Origin of the sequence: Pseudomonas sp. GXZC (assembly GCF_026967615.1) — a bacterium.
In the GTDB taxonomy this organism is placed as follows: Bacteria; Pseudomonadota; Gammaproteobacteria; order Pseudomonadales; family Pseudomonadaceae; genus Aquipseudomonas; species Aquipseudomonas azotoformans_A.
Map to the genome: position 1 here is coordinate 3203196 of NZ_CP114115.1, position 16073 is coordinate 3219268.

Sequence of the window (16073 nt, forward strand, 5' to 3'; positions counted from 1 at the left end):
ATGCATCTGCTCAGGACCCAGCCCGGTGGTTTCGTCTCGGACGACAATATTGCCGACCTCGGACAAACCCCCGCTGACCTGGTGATCCTGTGCAGCGGCGATTCCAGCCTGGCGCTGCTGGCCGAAGCGGCGCAGCAGTTGCCGGACGACTATCCCAGCTTTCGCCTGGCCAACCCGATGCAGGTGCAGAACCATGCCTCGGTGGACCTGTATGTCGATGAGGTACTGCGCCACGCCAAGGTCATCCTGATTTCGCTGCATGGCGGCATCGGTTATTGGCGTTACGGCATTGAGCGGCTGGTGGAATTGGCCGAACGGGGTGTGCAGTTGATCCTGGTGCCGGGGGATGATCGCCCGGACCCGGAACTCAGTGGCCTGAGCACCGTCGGCGCCGAAGCGCGTGATCGCCTCTGGCACTTTCTGCGCCAGGGCGGCCTGGGCAATGCCCTGGATTTTTATCGCTGTCTGGCCAGCGCCTATCTGGGCCGTGATTACGCCTGGGCCGAGCCGCAAACCCTGCCGCGCACGGCGATTTATCATCCGCGCCACGCCAACGCCCGGCTGAATCATTGGCAGGCCGACTGGAATGCCGAGTGGCCGGTGGCGGCGGTGCTGTTCTACCGTTCTCATTTGCAGGCGGCGAATACCGGTTTTATCGATGTGTTCTGCCAGCGATTGCAGGCCGCGGGCCTCAACCCGTTGCCGATGGCGGTGGCCAGCTTGAAAGAACCCGGCTGCCTGGCGGTGGTCGAGGACTTGCTGGACGAGGTGGGCGCGGCGGTGATCCTCAACACCACCGGCTTCGCCCAATCCAGCCCGGAAGCACCACATTTACGCCCGTTTCGCCGCAATATCCCGGTGATCCAGGCCATTTGTGCCCAGGACAACCAGCCCGGTTGGGAAGCCAGCGAGCAAGGCCTCGGCCCGCGTGACCTGGCGATGCACATTGCCTTGCCGGAGCTGGACGGGCGCATCATCAGCCGGCCGATCAGCTTCAAGGATTTGGCGTGGCGCAGCGAGCGCAGTCAGTCGGACGTGGTGTGCTACCGCGCAGCGCCCGAGCGCATGGATTTTGTCGCTGAATTGGCGCGACGCTGGGTCGAACTGGCGCGGGTGCCGAATGCCGACAAACGCATCGCGCTGATCCTCGCCAATTACCCGACCCGCGATGGGCGTATCGGCAATGGTGTCGGCCTGGATACGCCGGCAGCGGCGCTGAATATCCTGCGCGCCTTGCACGCCGAGGGTTATCCCGTGCCGGATGCGCTGCCGGAAAATGGCACGGCACTGATCCACGATTTGCTGGGTGGCGTCACTAACGACCTGGACAGCCTTGACCTTCGTCCCTGCCACCAAAGCATGAGCCTGGACGAGTACGAGGCGATGTTCAGTCGCTTGCCCGAGGCCAATCGCCAGGCCGTGCTGGATCGCTGGGGCACGCCCCATAACGACCCGATGTTCCGTGACGGCCGCCTGATGATTGCTGGTTTGCGCCTGGGCCTGACGTTCGTTGGTATCCAGCCAGCGCGGGGTTATCAGGTGGACGCGAGCGCCGTCTACCACGACCCGGACCTGGTGCCGCCCCACGGCTACCTGGCGTTCTATTTCTGGCTGCGCCACACCTACGGTGCCCATGGTGTGATCCATGTGGGCAAGCACGGCAACCTTGAATGGTTGCCGGGCAAGGGCGTCGGCCTGTCGGAACACTGCTGGCCTGATGCGCTGCTGGGGCCGCTGCCGAATATCTACCCGTTTATCGTCAACGATCCGGGCGAGGGCGCCCAGGCCAAGCGCCGCACCCAGGCGGTGATCATCGATCACCTGATGCCGCCGCTGACCCGTGCCGAAACCTACGGCCCGTTGCGTAACCTTGAGCTGTTGGCCGACGAATATTACGAAGCGCAACTGCTCGATCCGCGACGCGCCCTGGAGTTGCAGAAAGACATCCTCAAGCTGGTGCGCGAAACCCGCATCGACCAGGAACTTGAGCTGGAGAGCGACGCCGACGCTGCCGTGTGGCTGCCGCGCCTGGACACTTACCTATGCGACTTGAAAGAGTCGCAGATCCGCGATGGCCTGCACATCTTTGGGGAGTCGCCCACAGGGCGCTTGCGTATCGACACCTTGCTGGCCTTGCTGCGCATCCCGCGTGGCGATGGCCGTGGCCCGCAATCAAGCCTGCTGCGCGTGCTGGCCAAGGCCTTTGAGTTGGGGTTCGACCCGCTGGACTGTGCTTTGGCCGAGCCCTGGACCGGGCGTCGACCGTTGGTGTTGCAGAAGATTGATCCGCAGTTGTGGCGCACCGCTGGCGATACCCGCGAACGCCTGGAGCTTTATGCGGCGCGATTGATCGAGCAAGCATTGGAAGGGCCGATTGAGCAGTTGGAAGAACCCGGTTGGGAAGAGGTGAAGGCGGTTATCGAAAGCCTGCGCATTGTGGTTGCGCCGCGCCTGGATGCCTGTGGTCCGGCGGAAATGCTCGGATTGCTGGATGCCCTCAGCGGCCGTTTTGTGCCGGCAGGCCCGAGTGGCGCACCGAGTCGCGGGCGTTTGGACGTACTGCCAACGGGGCGCAACTTTTTCACCGTCGACGTGCGCAACCTGCCGACCACCACGGCCTGGCGCATCGGCTTCCAGTCCGCCAACCTGATTCTTGAGCGGCATTTGCAAGACCACGGCGACCACCTGCGCCAGCTCGGCCTGTCGGTATGGGGCACCGCCACCATGCGCACCGGCGGCGACGATATCGCCCAAGCCATGGCCCTGATGGGCGTGCGCCCGGTGTGGGCGACCGGCAGCCAGCGGGTGGATGATTTTGAGATCCTGCCGATCAGCCTGTTGGACCGCCCGCGTGTTGACGTGACCTTGCGGGTGTCGGGCTTTTTCCGCGATGCGTTCGCCAACCTGATCCGCCTGTTCGACGCCGCAGTGCAAGCCGTGGCGGCGCTGGATGAGCCCGATGATATGAACCCGCTGGCGGCCAAGGTGCGCAGTGAGCGTGAGGCGCTGCTCGAGTCTGGCCTGGACGCAGAAGCGGCGGCGAAACAGGCCGGTTGGCGCATCTTCGGCGCCAAGCCCGGTGCCTACGGCGCGGGCGTGCAGGGCGCGGTGGATGGTCGTCTTTGGCAAAGCCGTGAAGACCTGGCCGAGGTTTACCTGAACTGGGGCGGCTATGCCTATGGCGGTTCCGACGAAGGCACCGCCGCCCGCGCGCAATTTGCCCAGCGTTTGAGCCAGGTGCAGGCGGTGTTGCAGAACCAGGACAACCGCGAGCACGACTTGCTCGACTCCAACGATTACTACCAATTCCAGGGCGGCATGCTCGCTGCCGTGGAAACGCTCAGTGGCGACAAGGCTGCCAGCTATCATGGCGACCACAGCCAGCCGGACCTGCCGAAGATCCGTACCCTGAAGGAAGAGCTGAACCGGGTGATCCGTTCCCGTGCCGCCAACCCCAAGTGGATCGAAGGCGTGAAGCGTCATGGCTATAAAGGTGCCTTCGAGATGGCGGCGACCGTGGACAACCTGTTCGCCTTCGACGCCACCACGGCGCTGATTGACGATCACCAATACGCCCTGTTGGCCGACGCTTACTTGCTCGACCCCGACACCCGCGCCTTTGTGCAGCAACACAACCCCGATGCGCTGCGGGATATGACCGAGCGCTTGCTCGAAGCGCAACAGCGTGGCATGTGGCAGGAGCCGGGGGCGTACCACGAGGCGTTGGAAAACCTGTTGCTCGATATAGAAGAAGACAGCTGATGACCGATATTCCCCATTTCCCGCTGTCCGCCGTAGTTGGCGCCGATGACCTGAAGCTGGCGCTGTGCCTGACCGCCATCGACCCGAAGATCGGCGGTGTGCTGATCGAAGGCCCGCGCGGCATGGCCAAGTCGACCTTGGCGCGCGGTTTGGCGGACCTGCTGGCCAGCGGTCAGTTCGTGACCTTGCCCTTGGGCGCGACTGAAGAGCGCCTTGTCGGCACGTTGGACCTGGACGCTGCATTGGGCGAGGGCCGTGCGCAGTTTTCTCCCGGCGTATTGGCGAAGGCGGATGGCGGCGTGTTGTACGTCGATGAAGTCAACCTGCTGCCCGATCACCTGGTGGACCTGCTGCTGGACGTGGCCGCCAGCGGCACCAACCTGATCGAGCGCGACGGCATTTCCCATCGCCATTCGGCGCGCTTCGTGTTGATCGGCACCATGAACCCGGAGGAGGGCGAGTTGCGCCCGCAACTGCTCGACCGTTTCGGCTTCAACGTGGCGTTGAGCGGGCAGACCTTGCCGACCGAGCGCGGGCAGATCATCCGTCGTCGCCTGGATTTCGACAGCGCCCCGGCAGCGTTCTGCGCGCAGTGGGAAGCGTCGCAGTCGGCCTTGCGCGAACGCTGCACCCAGGCACGGGCGCGGCTCGACACGATTGCGCTGGATGATGACGCGCTGGCTCAGATCACCGAGCGGTGTTTTGCCGCGGGCGTCGATGGTTTGCGTGCGGACCTTGTCTGGTTGCGGGGTGCCAGGGCCCATGCTGCTTGGCGGGGCGCCAGCGCGATTGCCGACGAAGATATCGACGCGGTTGCCGAGTTTGCCTTGCGCCACCGCCGCCAGGAGCAGGCGCCGCCGGCCAGTCCTCCGAACGAAGGGCAGTCGCCCAAACCCTCCGACACTTCGCCCGGCCAAGGCCAATGGGGCGACATGCCCGCTCCGGCCCTGCCCACGGGGGCGCGCCGGGATGTACCTACCTGGCCAAAAAAGCCCTAGGCATTCGCCCCCGACCTGACGTGGGGGCGGATGCCCGCCCCAAGGCCGGGCGACTGGACAGCGGCAGGCACGGCAAGGCGCGCAGCGCGAAACAAGGCTCGATCAATTGGCCGGGCACCTTGCTCGGTGGTCGGCCCCAATCCCGTGAAGACTTGCTGTTTCACCTGCGCAGCCGTTCGGCTCATGAGCTGTGGCTGGTGATTGTGGATGCCTCGGCGTCCACCCGACGGCACAGCGCGCTCACCGACGCCAAGGGTTTGTTGGCGCAACTGTTTGATGATGCTTACCGCCAACGGGCGCGGATGGCGTTGTTGACTGCCAGCGGGCACTCGCCCAAATGGCAGGTCCAGGGATTGAAGGCGGCGAAGGGCTTGGCGGGTTGGCTGGATCAGTTGGGCGCGGGCGGTGGTACGCCGTTGCTTGCGGCGTTGACCGAGGCCGGGGCGTGGCTGGCGCAGCGGCGCAAGCGGTATCCGGCTGAACAACAGCGGTTGCTGGTGATTACGGATGGGCGACTCAAGAATATCGACGGGTTGCCCTTGCTGGCGTGTCCTGGCTTGCTGGTGGATATCGAGCGGGGGCCGATCCGGTTGGGTCGGTCACAGGCGCTGGCGGTGGGGCTGCAACTGGATTACCGGCATATCGACGATTAGGTGTTGCCGGGCACGTTCGGCCACAGGTCGGCCACCAGAAACAACCGCTCGGCTTCCTCCCAATCCTCGTCCACTTGAACCATGCGCACCAACAACTGCGCCGGCGCCATCGGATCCAGCTCCGCCAGCCAGCCGCGCATCTGTTCTTCACTCCAGACGTGATCCGCCGTGTAATGCGCTGGCGCCAACCAAGCATGCCGGGGCAAGGGTTGCCAACGGCCGGGCTGGCTGCGGCTGACAAACGCTTGCCAATCACGCTGATGCAACCAGCGCCCACGCAAATGGTGCGGATGGGCGCCAGTGGGGGCTTGGGCCTCGCCAGGCCAGGGATACAGCAGATAACCGCCGAGCCACAAATGCGCATCGAACTGCTGGATATCCAACGCCGCCAACGCCTCGCGACTTTCCGCCCGCGCTGAAATGGGCAGTTGGTGCTGGGCCAGATGCGCCAGTTTTCGATCCAGCCGGTCATGACAGCCAGGCCCCAACCACTGCGCCGTATCCTGGCCATTGCCGTCCTGCGGCCCAAGATAGAGTTTGATCGCCAGTTCCAGGTGATGCACGCCGTCGCGGTCACGCAGCAGCATGTCCAGCTCGCCCAGGGTATGTCCGGCACGCCGGATTGGCAGGTTGGCCGCCAGCAACTCAACCCCCGGCGCATGCTGCACGGCGAACTGCCACAAGCGTTCGTAATACAGGCCCAGGCGCCGGGTGCGCGACTGGCTCAACCACTGCTGCAAGGTGCTGCTGTCCTGGTCGAGTTGGCGCAACCACTGCTCGAGTAAATGCGGGGCCTGCACCCAATCGCTGTCGGCCAGCGGATGGCGTTGCGGCCAAGGTGTCTGCGCCAGCATCGGCGGGGCGAGCATCACCCACGCCAGGTCGCGCACTTCGGGGTGGCGCAGCTGGCGGGGCAGGTTGTGCAGATCCGGGAACACAGTCATGGTCCGAGCATAGCCGTTTACAAGGGGCATGGGTGGCTGAGAACCATTGTCATCAAGGCGTCACGGCGACAAAGGATTTTGCCTGGGGCGGCCTTTCGCCCATAATCCTTCTTTTTGCCACACCCCATATCCCGCAGGAGCCCCATGGAGCAATTTCGCAATATCGGCATTATCGGTCGCCTGGGCAGTACCCAGGTGTTGGACACCGTCCGCCGGCTGAAAAAATTCCTGCTGGAACGCCACCTGCATGTGATCCTCGAAGACACCATCGCTGAAATCCTCCCCGGCCACGGCCTGCAGACCTCGTCACGCAAGATGCTCGGCGAAGTCTGTGACATGGTGATTGTGGTCGGCGGCGACGGCAGCCTGTTGGGGGCCGCCCGTGCCTTGGCGCGGCATAACGTGCCGGTGCTGGGGATCAACCGGGGCAGCCTGGGTTTTCTGACCGATATCCGCCCTGATGAGCTGGAAGTCGAAGTGGCCAAGGTGCTCGACGGCCATTACCTGGTGGAGAACCGCTTCCTGCTGCAAGCCGAAGTGCGCCGCCACGGCGAGGCCATCGGCCAGGGCGATGCCTTGAATGACGTGGTGCTGCACCCCGGCAAGTCCACGCGGATGATCGAGTTCGAACTCTATATAGACGGCCAGTTCGTGTGCAGCCAGAAGGCCGACGGCCTGATCGTGGCCACGCCCACCGGTTCCACCGCCTACGCGTTGTCGGCGGGTGGCCCGATCATGCATCCCAAGCTGGATGCCATTGTGATCGTGCCGATGTACCCCCATATGTTGTCGAGCAGGCCGATTGTGGTCGACGGCAACAGTGAGCTGAAAATCGTGGTGTCCAAAGACATGCAGATCTACCCGCAGGTGTCGTGTGACGGGCAGAATCATTTCACCTGCGCCCCCGGTGACACCATCACCGTGAGCAAGAAGGCACAGAAGTTGCGGTTGATCCACCCGCTGGACCACAACTACTACGAAGTGTGCCGTACCAAGCTGGGCTGGGGCAGCCGCTTGGGGGGTGGAGGCGACTGATGCTCGATCCCGCGCGTAGCTACGACCTGATTGGTGACGTGCACGGTTGCGCCCATACCCTTGAGCATTTGCTCGACCGGTTGGGCTACCACAAGCAGGGCGGCACCTGGCGCCATCCGTCGCGCATGGCGGTGTTCCTCGGCGATATCATCGACCGGGGGCCGCGTATCCGCGAGGCGCTGCACATCGTCCACGACATGGCCGAGGCCGGCCAGGCGCTGTGCATCATGGGCAACCATGAATTCAACGCCCTGGGTTGGACCACACCGGCGCCGCCGGGCAGTGGCAAGCAGTTCGTGCGCGAGCACAACCCACGGCATGCGCGGTTGATCCACGAGACCCTGACCCAGTTCGAACACCACCCGGCCGACTGGCACGACTTCCTCGGCTGGTTCTACGACATGCCGCTGTTTGTCGATGCCGGGCGCTTTCGCGTGGTGCATGCGTGCTGGGATGACGGCTTTATCGATCCGCTGCGCGCAACCTTCCCGGATGGCTGCATCGACCAGCATTTCTTGCAGGCCGCCGCCGTGCCGGGCAGTTTTGCCTGCAACGCTTTCGACCGGCTGCTGCGCGGCACCGACATGCGCCTGCCGGATGGCCTTACGCTGACCGGCGGCGATGGCCTGACGCGCTCGTTCTTTCGCACCAAGTTCTGGGAAGACGACCCCAAGACCTACGGCGACATTGTGTTCCAGCCCGACGCGTTGCCGGAACCGGTGGCGCGCACGCCGTTGTCGTCCACCGAAAAGAATTCCCTGCTGCGCTACGGCGTCGACGAACCCTTGTTGTTCGTTGGTCACTACTGGCGCAGCGGCAAACCGGCGCCGATCCGCGAGAACCTGGCTTGCCTGGACTACAGCGCGGTGCTGTACGGCAAGCTGGTCGCCTATCGCCTGGACCAGGAAACCCGCCTCGACCCGCGCAAGTTCGTCTGGGTCGATGTCGAGCGGCCGGAGGTGCTCACATGAGCCCCTGCGCGCTGCACATGCACTTTTGAGGAAACTCCATGGATGATTCGACGTTCGACCAACTGGAGGCTGCGCTGGCCGCGGCCCCTGGTAACGTCGCGCTGCTGACCGTGCTGCTGAGCGCCAGTGTTGAGCGCGGCGAGCACGCACGCGGGCTGAAGCTGTTGCCCGACGACCTTGAACAATGGCCTGACGCGCCCGCCTTGAAGTTCGCGGCGGCGCAGTTGTTGCTGGCCGACGGTCAAGCGCAAAGGGCGCTGCCGTTGATCAAAGGCGAAGACCCGGCCTCGCGCCTGCTCAAGGCCCGTGCCCTGGCGGCATTGGAGCGTCTCAAGGAAGCCCAGGTGGAATACCGCGCAGCGGTGGACGCCAATCCAGCCCTGGAAGACATGGCGCTGTGGCGCCGCTTGAACGTGTCGGTGGTGGATTTCCCTGGCGCCGAGGGTCGTCCGCGCCTTCGCGTGATCTCCAATGACGACACTGACCAGAGTGAAGTCGTGCGCCTGCTGGTGCCGGAAAACGAAACCCTGACCTTCGATGATATCGGCGGCCTGGATGAGCTGAAAAAGACCATCCATAAAAAGATCATCCTGCCGTACCAGAAACCGGGCCTGTTCCAACGCTTTCGCAAGAAAGTCGGCGGCGGCGTGCTGCTGTACGGTCCACCGGGTTGCGGCAAGACCATGCTGGCCCGGGCTACGGCTGGGGAGTGCAAGGCGACGTTTTTCAACGTGGCGATTTCCGATGTGCTGGACATGTACATCGGCGAATCCGAGCGCAAGTTGCACGCGTTGTTCGAACAGGCGCGGGCCCAGGCGCCGGCGGTGATGTTTTTCGACGAGGTCGAGGCGCTGGGTGGCAAACGTGCCAATACCCGCGAGTCGACATCGTCCAAGCTGGTGAGCCAGTTCCTCTCCGAGATGGACGGCTTTACCAACGACAACCACGGCGTATTGATCCTGGCCGCGACCAACGTGCCGTGGTCGGTGGACTCGGCGTTCCGTCGCCCTGGCCGCTTTGACCGCGTGCTGTTTGTACCGCCACCGGACCGCCCGGCGCGGGAGGCCATGCTCAAGGCGATGATGAAAGGTCGGCCGATGGCGGACGACATCGACTTCGCCTTCCTGGCCAAGAACACCTCGGGCTTCTCCGGTGCCGACCTCAGCGAGTTGGTGGAAACCGCTGCTGATGAGGCGATTGAAGCCTCCATCGAGAGCGGTGCCGAACAATCGATTTGCGACCGGCATTTCAAGCAAGCCTTGAAAGAGGTGCGCGCCACCACCCTGGAATGGCTGACCACCGCGCGCAATTACGCGCGCTATGCCAACGAAGGCAACCAGTACGACGAAGTGCTGGCCTTCCTCGACAAGCACGGGAAGGGTCGCTGATGGCGCAGTACGGAGGTTATCGCATTGAGGATGAACCGCGTCCCGGCGCCTTGGCCAAGTGGGCGGTCTCGCCGTTCTGGCCGCTGCTCGGCCTGATGCTCGGCGGCGCGTGGCTGGGCCTGCCGTGGTTTGTGTTCAACTCCATTGCCGTCGGCAGCCCGACGCGGGTGCGCGAATGGGTGCTGGCGGGCGTTGCGCTGCTGGGCAGCATCGTGATCGGTTTTGCCTTGTTGCAGCTGGTGGGTGCGGGTTATCTGCAGACGCAGGCGCAGATCCAGTACGCCTTGCTGGTGCTGGTGGTGTGGAAACTCACCCTGGGCTACCTGTTGTACATGCAGCAAAGCGCGACCATCGAAATTTACCAGTACTACGGCGGCGAGTTGAGCCGCTTTGGTTTTCCCTTGGCGTTGATTGGTGGCTTCGTGCTTAAAGGCATGGTCGTCAAATGGCTGCCGTACACCTTGTGGTACCTGGTGGTGAGCTGATGAATACTGACTATCTGCTGCAACTGGCCTACCAGCGCCTGCAGGCCGACCACAACGACGGCGCAATCGATGCCCTGCGCCAACTGCTGGCCAGCGACCCGGATTCCGCCGAGGCCCACGCCTTGCTGGCGATCTGCTTGATGAACATGCGCCGCGTGCATGCCGCCAAGCGCGAAGTGCAGCTGGCCTTGGCCGCCGATGCGCAACTGCCGCTGTCCCACTATGCCGCCGCGCAGGTAGCGATTGCCCTGCGCAAGTTCAAGTTGGCCCAGGAACACGTGACCCAGTTGTTGGACATGGAGCCGCTGAACCCGGCGTACTACCGTTGCCAGGCCGAGTTGTACCAACTTACCGGCCGCTTGGCGCAGAGCCGCGAGCCGTTGCAGAAAGCCCTGGAATTGGGGCCGGACGATCCGGCTAACCTGGTCGCCATGGCGCAATTTCACCGCGACAGCAGCCAGTGGGACCAAGCATATCAATTCGCGCGCCAGGCGTTGCAAGCCGACCCTGCGAATGCGGCGGCCGTGGTGGTACTCGGCCATCTGTTGCTGCGTAAAGGGGACATCAATGGTGCTCGCGATCACGCGATCTGGGCCCTGCAACAAAACGCCACCAACGTTGCGGCGCTGCACCTGCTCACGGCCGTCAAGGCCCGCAGCAACGTGTTCCTCGGCACCTGGTGGCGCTTCAACAGCTGGATGAACGAGCGCAGCGCGACCCGCGCCATCATTCTGCTGCTGTGCATGTTTGTGGTCTACCGTGTCGTGGTGATCACGTTGACCGACCAGGGCTACCCGCAAGTGGCCGAAATGGTCAATTGGTTGTGGCTGGCGTTTGCCGCCTACACCTTCACGGCGCCGCAGATATTCCGGCGCCTGCTGGACAAGGAGCTTGTGCAGGTCAAGCTCTCCAAGGAATTCTGACGGGCCAGAGGCCCCGTCACCCATGTACTCGCTGAACCTCAGAGGTTGTTCACATGTCGTCTTTTGCTGAAATGATCGAAAACATCACCCCGGACATCTACGAGAGCCTCAAGCTCGCCGTAGAGATCGGCAAGTGGTCCGATGGCCGCAAACTCTCCGCCGAACAGCGCGAGCTGTCGTTGCAGGCCATGATCGCCTGGGAAATCCAGAACCTGCCGGAAGAGCAGCGCACCGGCTACATGGGCCCACAGGAATGTGCGTCCAAGTCGGCGCCCGTACCGAATATCCTGTTCAAGTCGGATGCGATCCATTGATTGAAATTGGTCGCGGTGCAGTCAGCAAAATGTCAGCGCAACTCGGTGAGCCGACCGTTCAATACGCGTTTCGCCTGGGCGATGTCGAGGTGCCGGTCAACCCGTTGATCGGTACGCACGTACGCCTGGAATACCTCGGTGCCATCCATTGCAGCCATTGCGGCCGCAAGACCAAGACCAGCTTCAGCCAGGGTTACTGCTACCCGTGCATGACCAAGCTGGCCCAGTGTGACCTGTGCATCATGAGCCCCGAACGTTGCCATTACGACGCCGGCACTTGCCGCGATCCGGGCTGGGGCGAAAAATTCTGCATGACCGACCACGTGGTGTACCTGGCGAATTCGTCGGGGATCAAGGTCGGCATCACCCGCGCCACCCAGTTGCCGACGCGCTGGCTGGACCAGGGCGCGAGCCAGGCCCTGCCGATCATGCGCGTGGCGACCCGCCAGCAGTCCGGTTTCGTCGAAGACCTGTTCCGCAGCCAGGTAGCCGATAAAACCAACTGGCGTGCGCTGCTCAAGGGCGACGCCCAAGCCGTCGACCTCAAGCAGGTGCGCGATGAGCTGTTCGCCTCCTGCGCCGAAGGCTTGCTCGGTTTGCAGGAACGCTTTGGCCTGCAGGCCATCCAAGCGGTAACCGACATCGAACCGATCGAAATCCGCTACCCGGTCGAGCAGTATCCGGCCAAGATCGTCAGCTTCAACCTGGACAAGAACCCGATTGCCGAAGGCACGCTGCTGGGGATCAAAGGCCAATACCTGATCTTCGACACCGGCGTTATCAACATTCGTAAGTACACGGCCTACCAGCTCGCCGTGCATCAGTAGAAGGATGCCACCCATGCGCACCGAACAACCGAAGATGATCTACCTGAAGGACTATCAGGCGCCGGACTACCTGATCGAAGAGACGCACCTGACCTTCGAGTTGTTCGAGGACCACAGCCTGGTCCACGCGCAACTGGTGATGCGCCGCAACCCTGAGCGCGGCGCCGGTTTGCCGCCATTGGTGCTGGACGGCCAGCAGCTTGAGCTGTTGAGTGTCAACCTGGCCGATCAGGAATTGACGGCAGATGACTACCAACTGACCGACAGCCATCTGACGGTACAGCCGAAGAGTGCGACTTTTACCCTGGACACCACGGTAAAAATCCACCCGGAAACCAACACCGCTCTGGAAGGCCTGTACAAGTCCGGCAGCATGTTCTGCACCCAGTGCGAGGCCGAAGGTTTCCGCAAGATCACTTACTACCTCGATCGCCCGGACGTGATGAGCATCTTCACCACCACGGTGATCGCCGAGCAACACCGCTACCCGATCCTGCTGTCCAACGGCAACCCGATTGCCAGCGGCCCCGGTGAAGATGGCCGCCACTGGGCGACCTGGGAGGACCCGTTCAAGAAACCGGCGTACCTGTTTGCCCTGGTGGCGGGTGATTTGTGGTGTGTCGAAGACACCTTCACCACCATGACCAGCCGCGAAGTCGCGCTGCGCATCTACGTCGAGCCGGAAAACATCGACAAGTGCCAGCACGCCATGACCAGCCTGAAAAAATCCATGCGCTGGGACGAAGAAACCTACGGCCGCGAGTACGACCTCGACATCTTCATGATCGTGGCGGTAAACGACTTCAACATGGGCGCCATGGAAAACAAGGGCCTGAACATTTTCAACTCCAGCGCCGTGCTGGCCCGCGCCGAAACCGCTACCGACGCCGCGCACCAGCGGGTCGAGGCGATCGTCGCCCACGAATACTTTCACAACTGGTCGGGCAACCGCGTGACTTGCCGCGACTGGTTCCAGCTGTCGCTCAAGGAAGGCTTCACCGTTTACCGTGACTCGCAGTTCTCCGCCGACATGAACTCGGCCACCGTCAAGCGCATCCAGGATGTGGCGTACCTGCGTACCCACCAGTTCGCCGAAGATGCCGGCCCGATGGCCCACGCGGTGCGTCCGGACAGCTTTATCGAAATCTCCAACTTCTACACCCTGACTGTGTACGAAAAGGGCTCGGAAGTTGTGGGCATGATCCGCACCTTGCTCGGTGCCGAAGGCTTCCGCAAAGGCAGTGACCTGTACTTCGAACGCCATGACGGCCAGGCCGTGACCTGTGATGATTTCATCAAGGCCATGGAAGACGCCAACGGCGCCGACCTGACCCAGTTCAAGCGCTGGTACAGCCAGGCCGGCACGCCACGTCTGGCAGTGAGCGAGTCCTACGACGCCACGGCAAAAACCTACAGCCTGACCTTCCGCCAGAGCTGCCCGGAAACCCCGGACAAAGTGGAAAAACTGCCGTTCGTGATCCCGGTGGAACTGGGCTTGCTGGACGGGAAGGGCGCCGGTATCGCCTTGCGCCTGGCTGGGGAAGCGGTGGCTGGCGCGACATCCCGCGTGATTTCGGTGACCGAGGCCGAACAGACCTTCACCTTCGTTGATATCACTGAGCAGCCATTGCCTTCGCTGCTGCGCGGCTTCTCGGCGCCGGTGAAGCTGAGTTTCCCGTACAACCGCGATCAACTGATGTTCCTGATGCAGCATGACAGCGACGGCTTCAACCGCTGGGATGCCGGCCAGCAGTTGTCGGTGCAGGTATTGCAGGAACTGATCGCTCAGCATCAGCAGGGCCAGGCGTTGCACATGGATCAGCGTTTGATCACCGCGCTGCGCAGCGTGTTGAGCGACGAAAGTCTGGACCAGGCCATGGTGGCGGAGATGCTGTCGCTGCCGGGTGAAGCCTATCTTACGGAAATCAGCGAGGTCGCGGATGTGGATGCCATCCACGCCGCCCGTGAGTTTGCTCGCAAACAACTGTCGGAGAATCTGCACGAAGCACTGTGGTTGCGCTACCAGGCCAATCGCGAGCTGTCCAAGCAAACGCCTTATGTGGCAGCGGCCGAGCACTTTGCCCGCCGTGCATTGCAGAATATTGCGTTGTCGTACCTGATGCTCAGTGGCAAACCGGAAGTGTTGGCGGCGACTCTCGAACAGTTCGACACCGCCGACAACATGACCGAGCGCCTGACCGCATTGGCTGTGCTGGTGAACTCGCCGTTCGAAGCGGAGAAGGCCCAGGCCCTGGCGGTGTTTGCCGAGAACTTCAAGGACAACCCGCTGGTCATGGACCAGTGGTTCAGCGTACAGGCCGGCAGCACCTTGCCGGGTGGGCTGGAGCGCGTGAAGGCATTGATGGAACATCCCGCGTTCACGCTGAAGAATCCGAACAAGGTGCGTGCATTGATTGGCGCGTTTGCCGGGCAGAACCTGATCAACTTCCACGCGGCGGACGGTTCAGGCTATCGCTTCCTGGCAGACCTGGTGATCGAGTTGAATGGCTTCAACCCGCAGATCGCGTCGCGCCAGTTGGCGCCGTTGACCCGCTGGCGTAAATACGACAGCGCGCGCCAGGCACTGATGAAGGCGGAGCTGGAGCGCATTCGGGCGTCGGGTGAGCTGTCGAGCGATGTGTTTGAGGTGGTCAGCAAGAGCCTGGCTTAAGCGGGATCGCTGAATAAAAAAACGGCCTGTTCGACAGGCCGTTTTTTTTCGCCTCAGATAACGGGTGGGCGAGGAGTGTCCAGGCCGTGATCGATGGGGAAACGCTCGGCGATGATGCCGTGCGGTACACCCAGGGGTATAGCGCTGGCGTTGTCGAGACGGCTGACTTGCTCGGCTGACAGTTGCACAGTCAGCGCGCCCAAGGTGCTGTCCAGTTGGGCGCGAGTGCGCGAACCCAGGATCGGGATCAGTGCGGTGGTGGAGCGGCGCGCCTTTTCTCGCAGCCAGGCGATGGCAACGTGGGTTGGCGAGGCGTCCACTTCGGTGGCGACTGCCAGCAGTGTATCCAACACGGCGGTTTCGCGAGCACTGTGTTCGGCGTGCACCAGGATCCCGAGTTTGTTGGCGCGGTTGTCGTCCTGGGTGTTGCGGTACTTGCCGGTGAGGAAGCCGCCGCCGAGGGGCGACCACAGGGTGGCGGCTAGGCCCAGCGCTTCGGCCATCGGCAGCAGTTCGCGGTCGGCGGTGCGCTCGACCAGGCTGTATTCCACCTGAATGCCGATGATCGGCGCGAAGTTGCGCACTTCGGCCAGCAGGTCGGCGCGGGCAATGCGCCAGGCCGGAAAGTTGGAAAGGCCGGCGTAGTGGATCTTGCCGGCACGGACGAGGTCATCGAGGCCACGCAGGATCTCTTCCATGGGCGTGACGTTGTCGCTCATGTGCGCCCAGAGCAGGTCGATGCGGTCGGTGTTCAGACGCTTGAGGCTTTCTTCAACCGAGCGAACCAGGTTCTTGCGGTTGTTGCCGAGCTTGATCGTGCCTTCATCCGACGGCTGGGTGCGCAGGGTGTACTTGGTGGCCACTACCAGGTTGTCGCGCTCGGTGGCGATAAATTCACCCAGCAGTTTTTCAGCCTGGCCAAACTGGTAGCCGTTGGCGGTATCGAGGAAGTTGCCGCCGGCTTCCAAGTAGCCGTCGAAAATCTGTTTGGCTTCATCGCGCTCGGCGCCATGGCCCCAGCCTGTACCGAAATTACCGGTGCCCAAGGCCAGTTCAGATACCTGCAGACCGCTGCGGCGGCCAAAGACTTTATTGCGCATAC

The 16073-nt window shown here is 62.9% G+C and carries 13 protein-coding genes; 11 read left to right on the top strand and 2 right to left on the bottom strand.

Annotated features, from left to right (window positions below; all coding sequences use genetic code 11):
* The 3 genes from cobN to OZ428_RS14970 are packed head-to-tail and all read left to right on the top strand — an operon-like array spanning window position 1 to window position 5413.
* Complete coding sequence (cobN, locus tag OZ428_RS14960; protein WP_269133903.1) at window positions 1-3762, top strand: cobaltochelatase subunit CobN; 3762 nt, start codon at window positions 1-3, stop codon at window positions 3760-3762.
* Entirely contained in the window at window positions 3762-4760 is a 999-nt protein-coding gene (locus tag OZ428_RS14965; protein WP_269133904.1) for an ATP-binding protein, read from the top strand. The genes cobN and OZ428_RS14965 overlap by 1 nt, the downstream gene beginning before the upstream one ends.
* Before the next feature lie 53 nt (window positions 4761-4813).
* The gene (locus OZ428_RS14970) at window positions 4814-5413 is read left to right on the top strand and encodes a vWA domain-containing protein (RefSeq protein ID WP_269134181.1); all 600 of its coding nucleotides are present in this window, start codon (window positions 4814-4816) and stop codon (window positions 5411-5413) included.
* On the opposite strand, the gene OZ428_RS14975 is transcribed toward OZ428_RS14970, so the two are convergent.
* Window positions 5410-6357, bottom strand: a complete 948-nt coding sequence (locus OZ428_RS14975; protein ID WP_269134182.1) for a DUF1853 family protein — start codon at window positions 6355-6357, stop codon at window positions 5410-5412. The genes OZ428_RS14970 and OZ428_RS14975 overlap by 4 nt on opposite strands.
* A 144-nt stretch (window positions 6358-6501) precedes the next feature.
* Here OZ428_RS14975 and OZ428_RS14980 point away from each other — a divergent pair, with 144 nt between their 5' ends.
* The 8 genes from OZ428_RS14980 to pepN are packed head-to-tail and all read left to right on the top strand — an operon-like array spanning window position 6502 to window position 14971.
* On the top strand, window positions 6502-7392 hold the full coding sequence (locus OZ428_RS14980) for an NAD(+) kinase (RefSeq protein WP_003217892.1): 891 nt from the start codon (window positions 6502-6504) through the stop codon (window positions 7390-7392).
* Window positions 7389-8363 carry a metallophosphoesterase gene (locus OZ428_RS14985; protein ID WP_426130314.1) on the top strand — a complete coding sequence of 325 codons (975 nt, stop codon included), beginning with the start codon at window positions 7389-7391 and terminating at the stop codon, window positions 8361-8363. Before OZ428_RS14980 ends, OZ428_RS14985 begins: the two co-directional genes overlap by 4 nt.
* Before the next feature lie 38 nt (window positions 8364-8401).
* Window positions 8402-9751 carry an AAA family ATPase gene (locus OZ428_RS14990; protein WP_269133906.1) on the top strand — a complete coding sequence of 450 codons (1350 nt, stop codon included), beginning with the start codon at window positions 8402-8404 and terminating at the stop codon, window positions 9749-9751.
* Window positions 9751-10236, top strand: a complete 486-nt coding sequence (locus tag OZ428_RS14995; RefSeq protein ID WP_033902245.1) for a hypothetical protein — start codon at window positions 9751-9753, stop codon at window positions 10234-10236. The genes OZ428_RS14990 and OZ428_RS14995 overlap by 1 nt, the downstream gene beginning before the upstream one ends.
* Entirely contained in the window at window positions 10236-11159 is a 924-nt protein-coding gene (locus tag OZ428_RS15000) for a tetratricopeptide repeat protein (protein ID WP_269133907.1), read from the top strand. The genes OZ428_RS14995 and OZ428_RS15000 overlap by 1 nt, the downstream gene beginning before the upstream one ends.
* Window positions 11160-11212: 53 nt before the next feature.
* Complete coding sequence (locus OZ428_RS15005) at window positions 11213-11473, top strand: YeaC family protein (RefSeq protein WP_033902243.1); 261 nt, start codon at window positions 11213-11215, stop codon at window positions 11471-11473.
* A complete protein-coding gene (locus tag OZ428_RS15010) occupies window positions 11470-12300 on the top strand; it encodes a DUF2797 domain-containing protein (RefSeq protein WP_038845285.1) in 831 nt (276 codons plus the stop codon). The genes OZ428_RS15005 and OZ428_RS15010 overlap by 4 nt, the downstream gene beginning before the upstream one ends.
* A gap of 13 nt (window positions 12301-12313) precedes the next feature.
* Complete coding sequence (pepN, locus tag OZ428_RS15015) at window positions 12314-14971, top strand: aminopeptidase N (RefSeq protein WP_269133908.1); 2658 nt, start codon at window positions 12314-12316, stop codon at window positions 14969-14971.
* Window positions 14972-15024: 53 nt separating this feature from the next.
* Here pepN and OZ428_RS15020 read toward each other — a convergent pair whose 3' ends face one another.
* Window positions 15025-16071 carry an aldo/keto reductase gene (locus OZ428_RS15020; RefSeq protein ID WP_269133909.1) on the bottom strand — a complete coding sequence of 349 codons (1047 nt, stop codon included), beginning with the start codon at window positions 16069-16071 and terminating at the stop codon, window positions 15025-15027.
* Window positions 16072-16073: the final 2 nt, after the last annotated feature.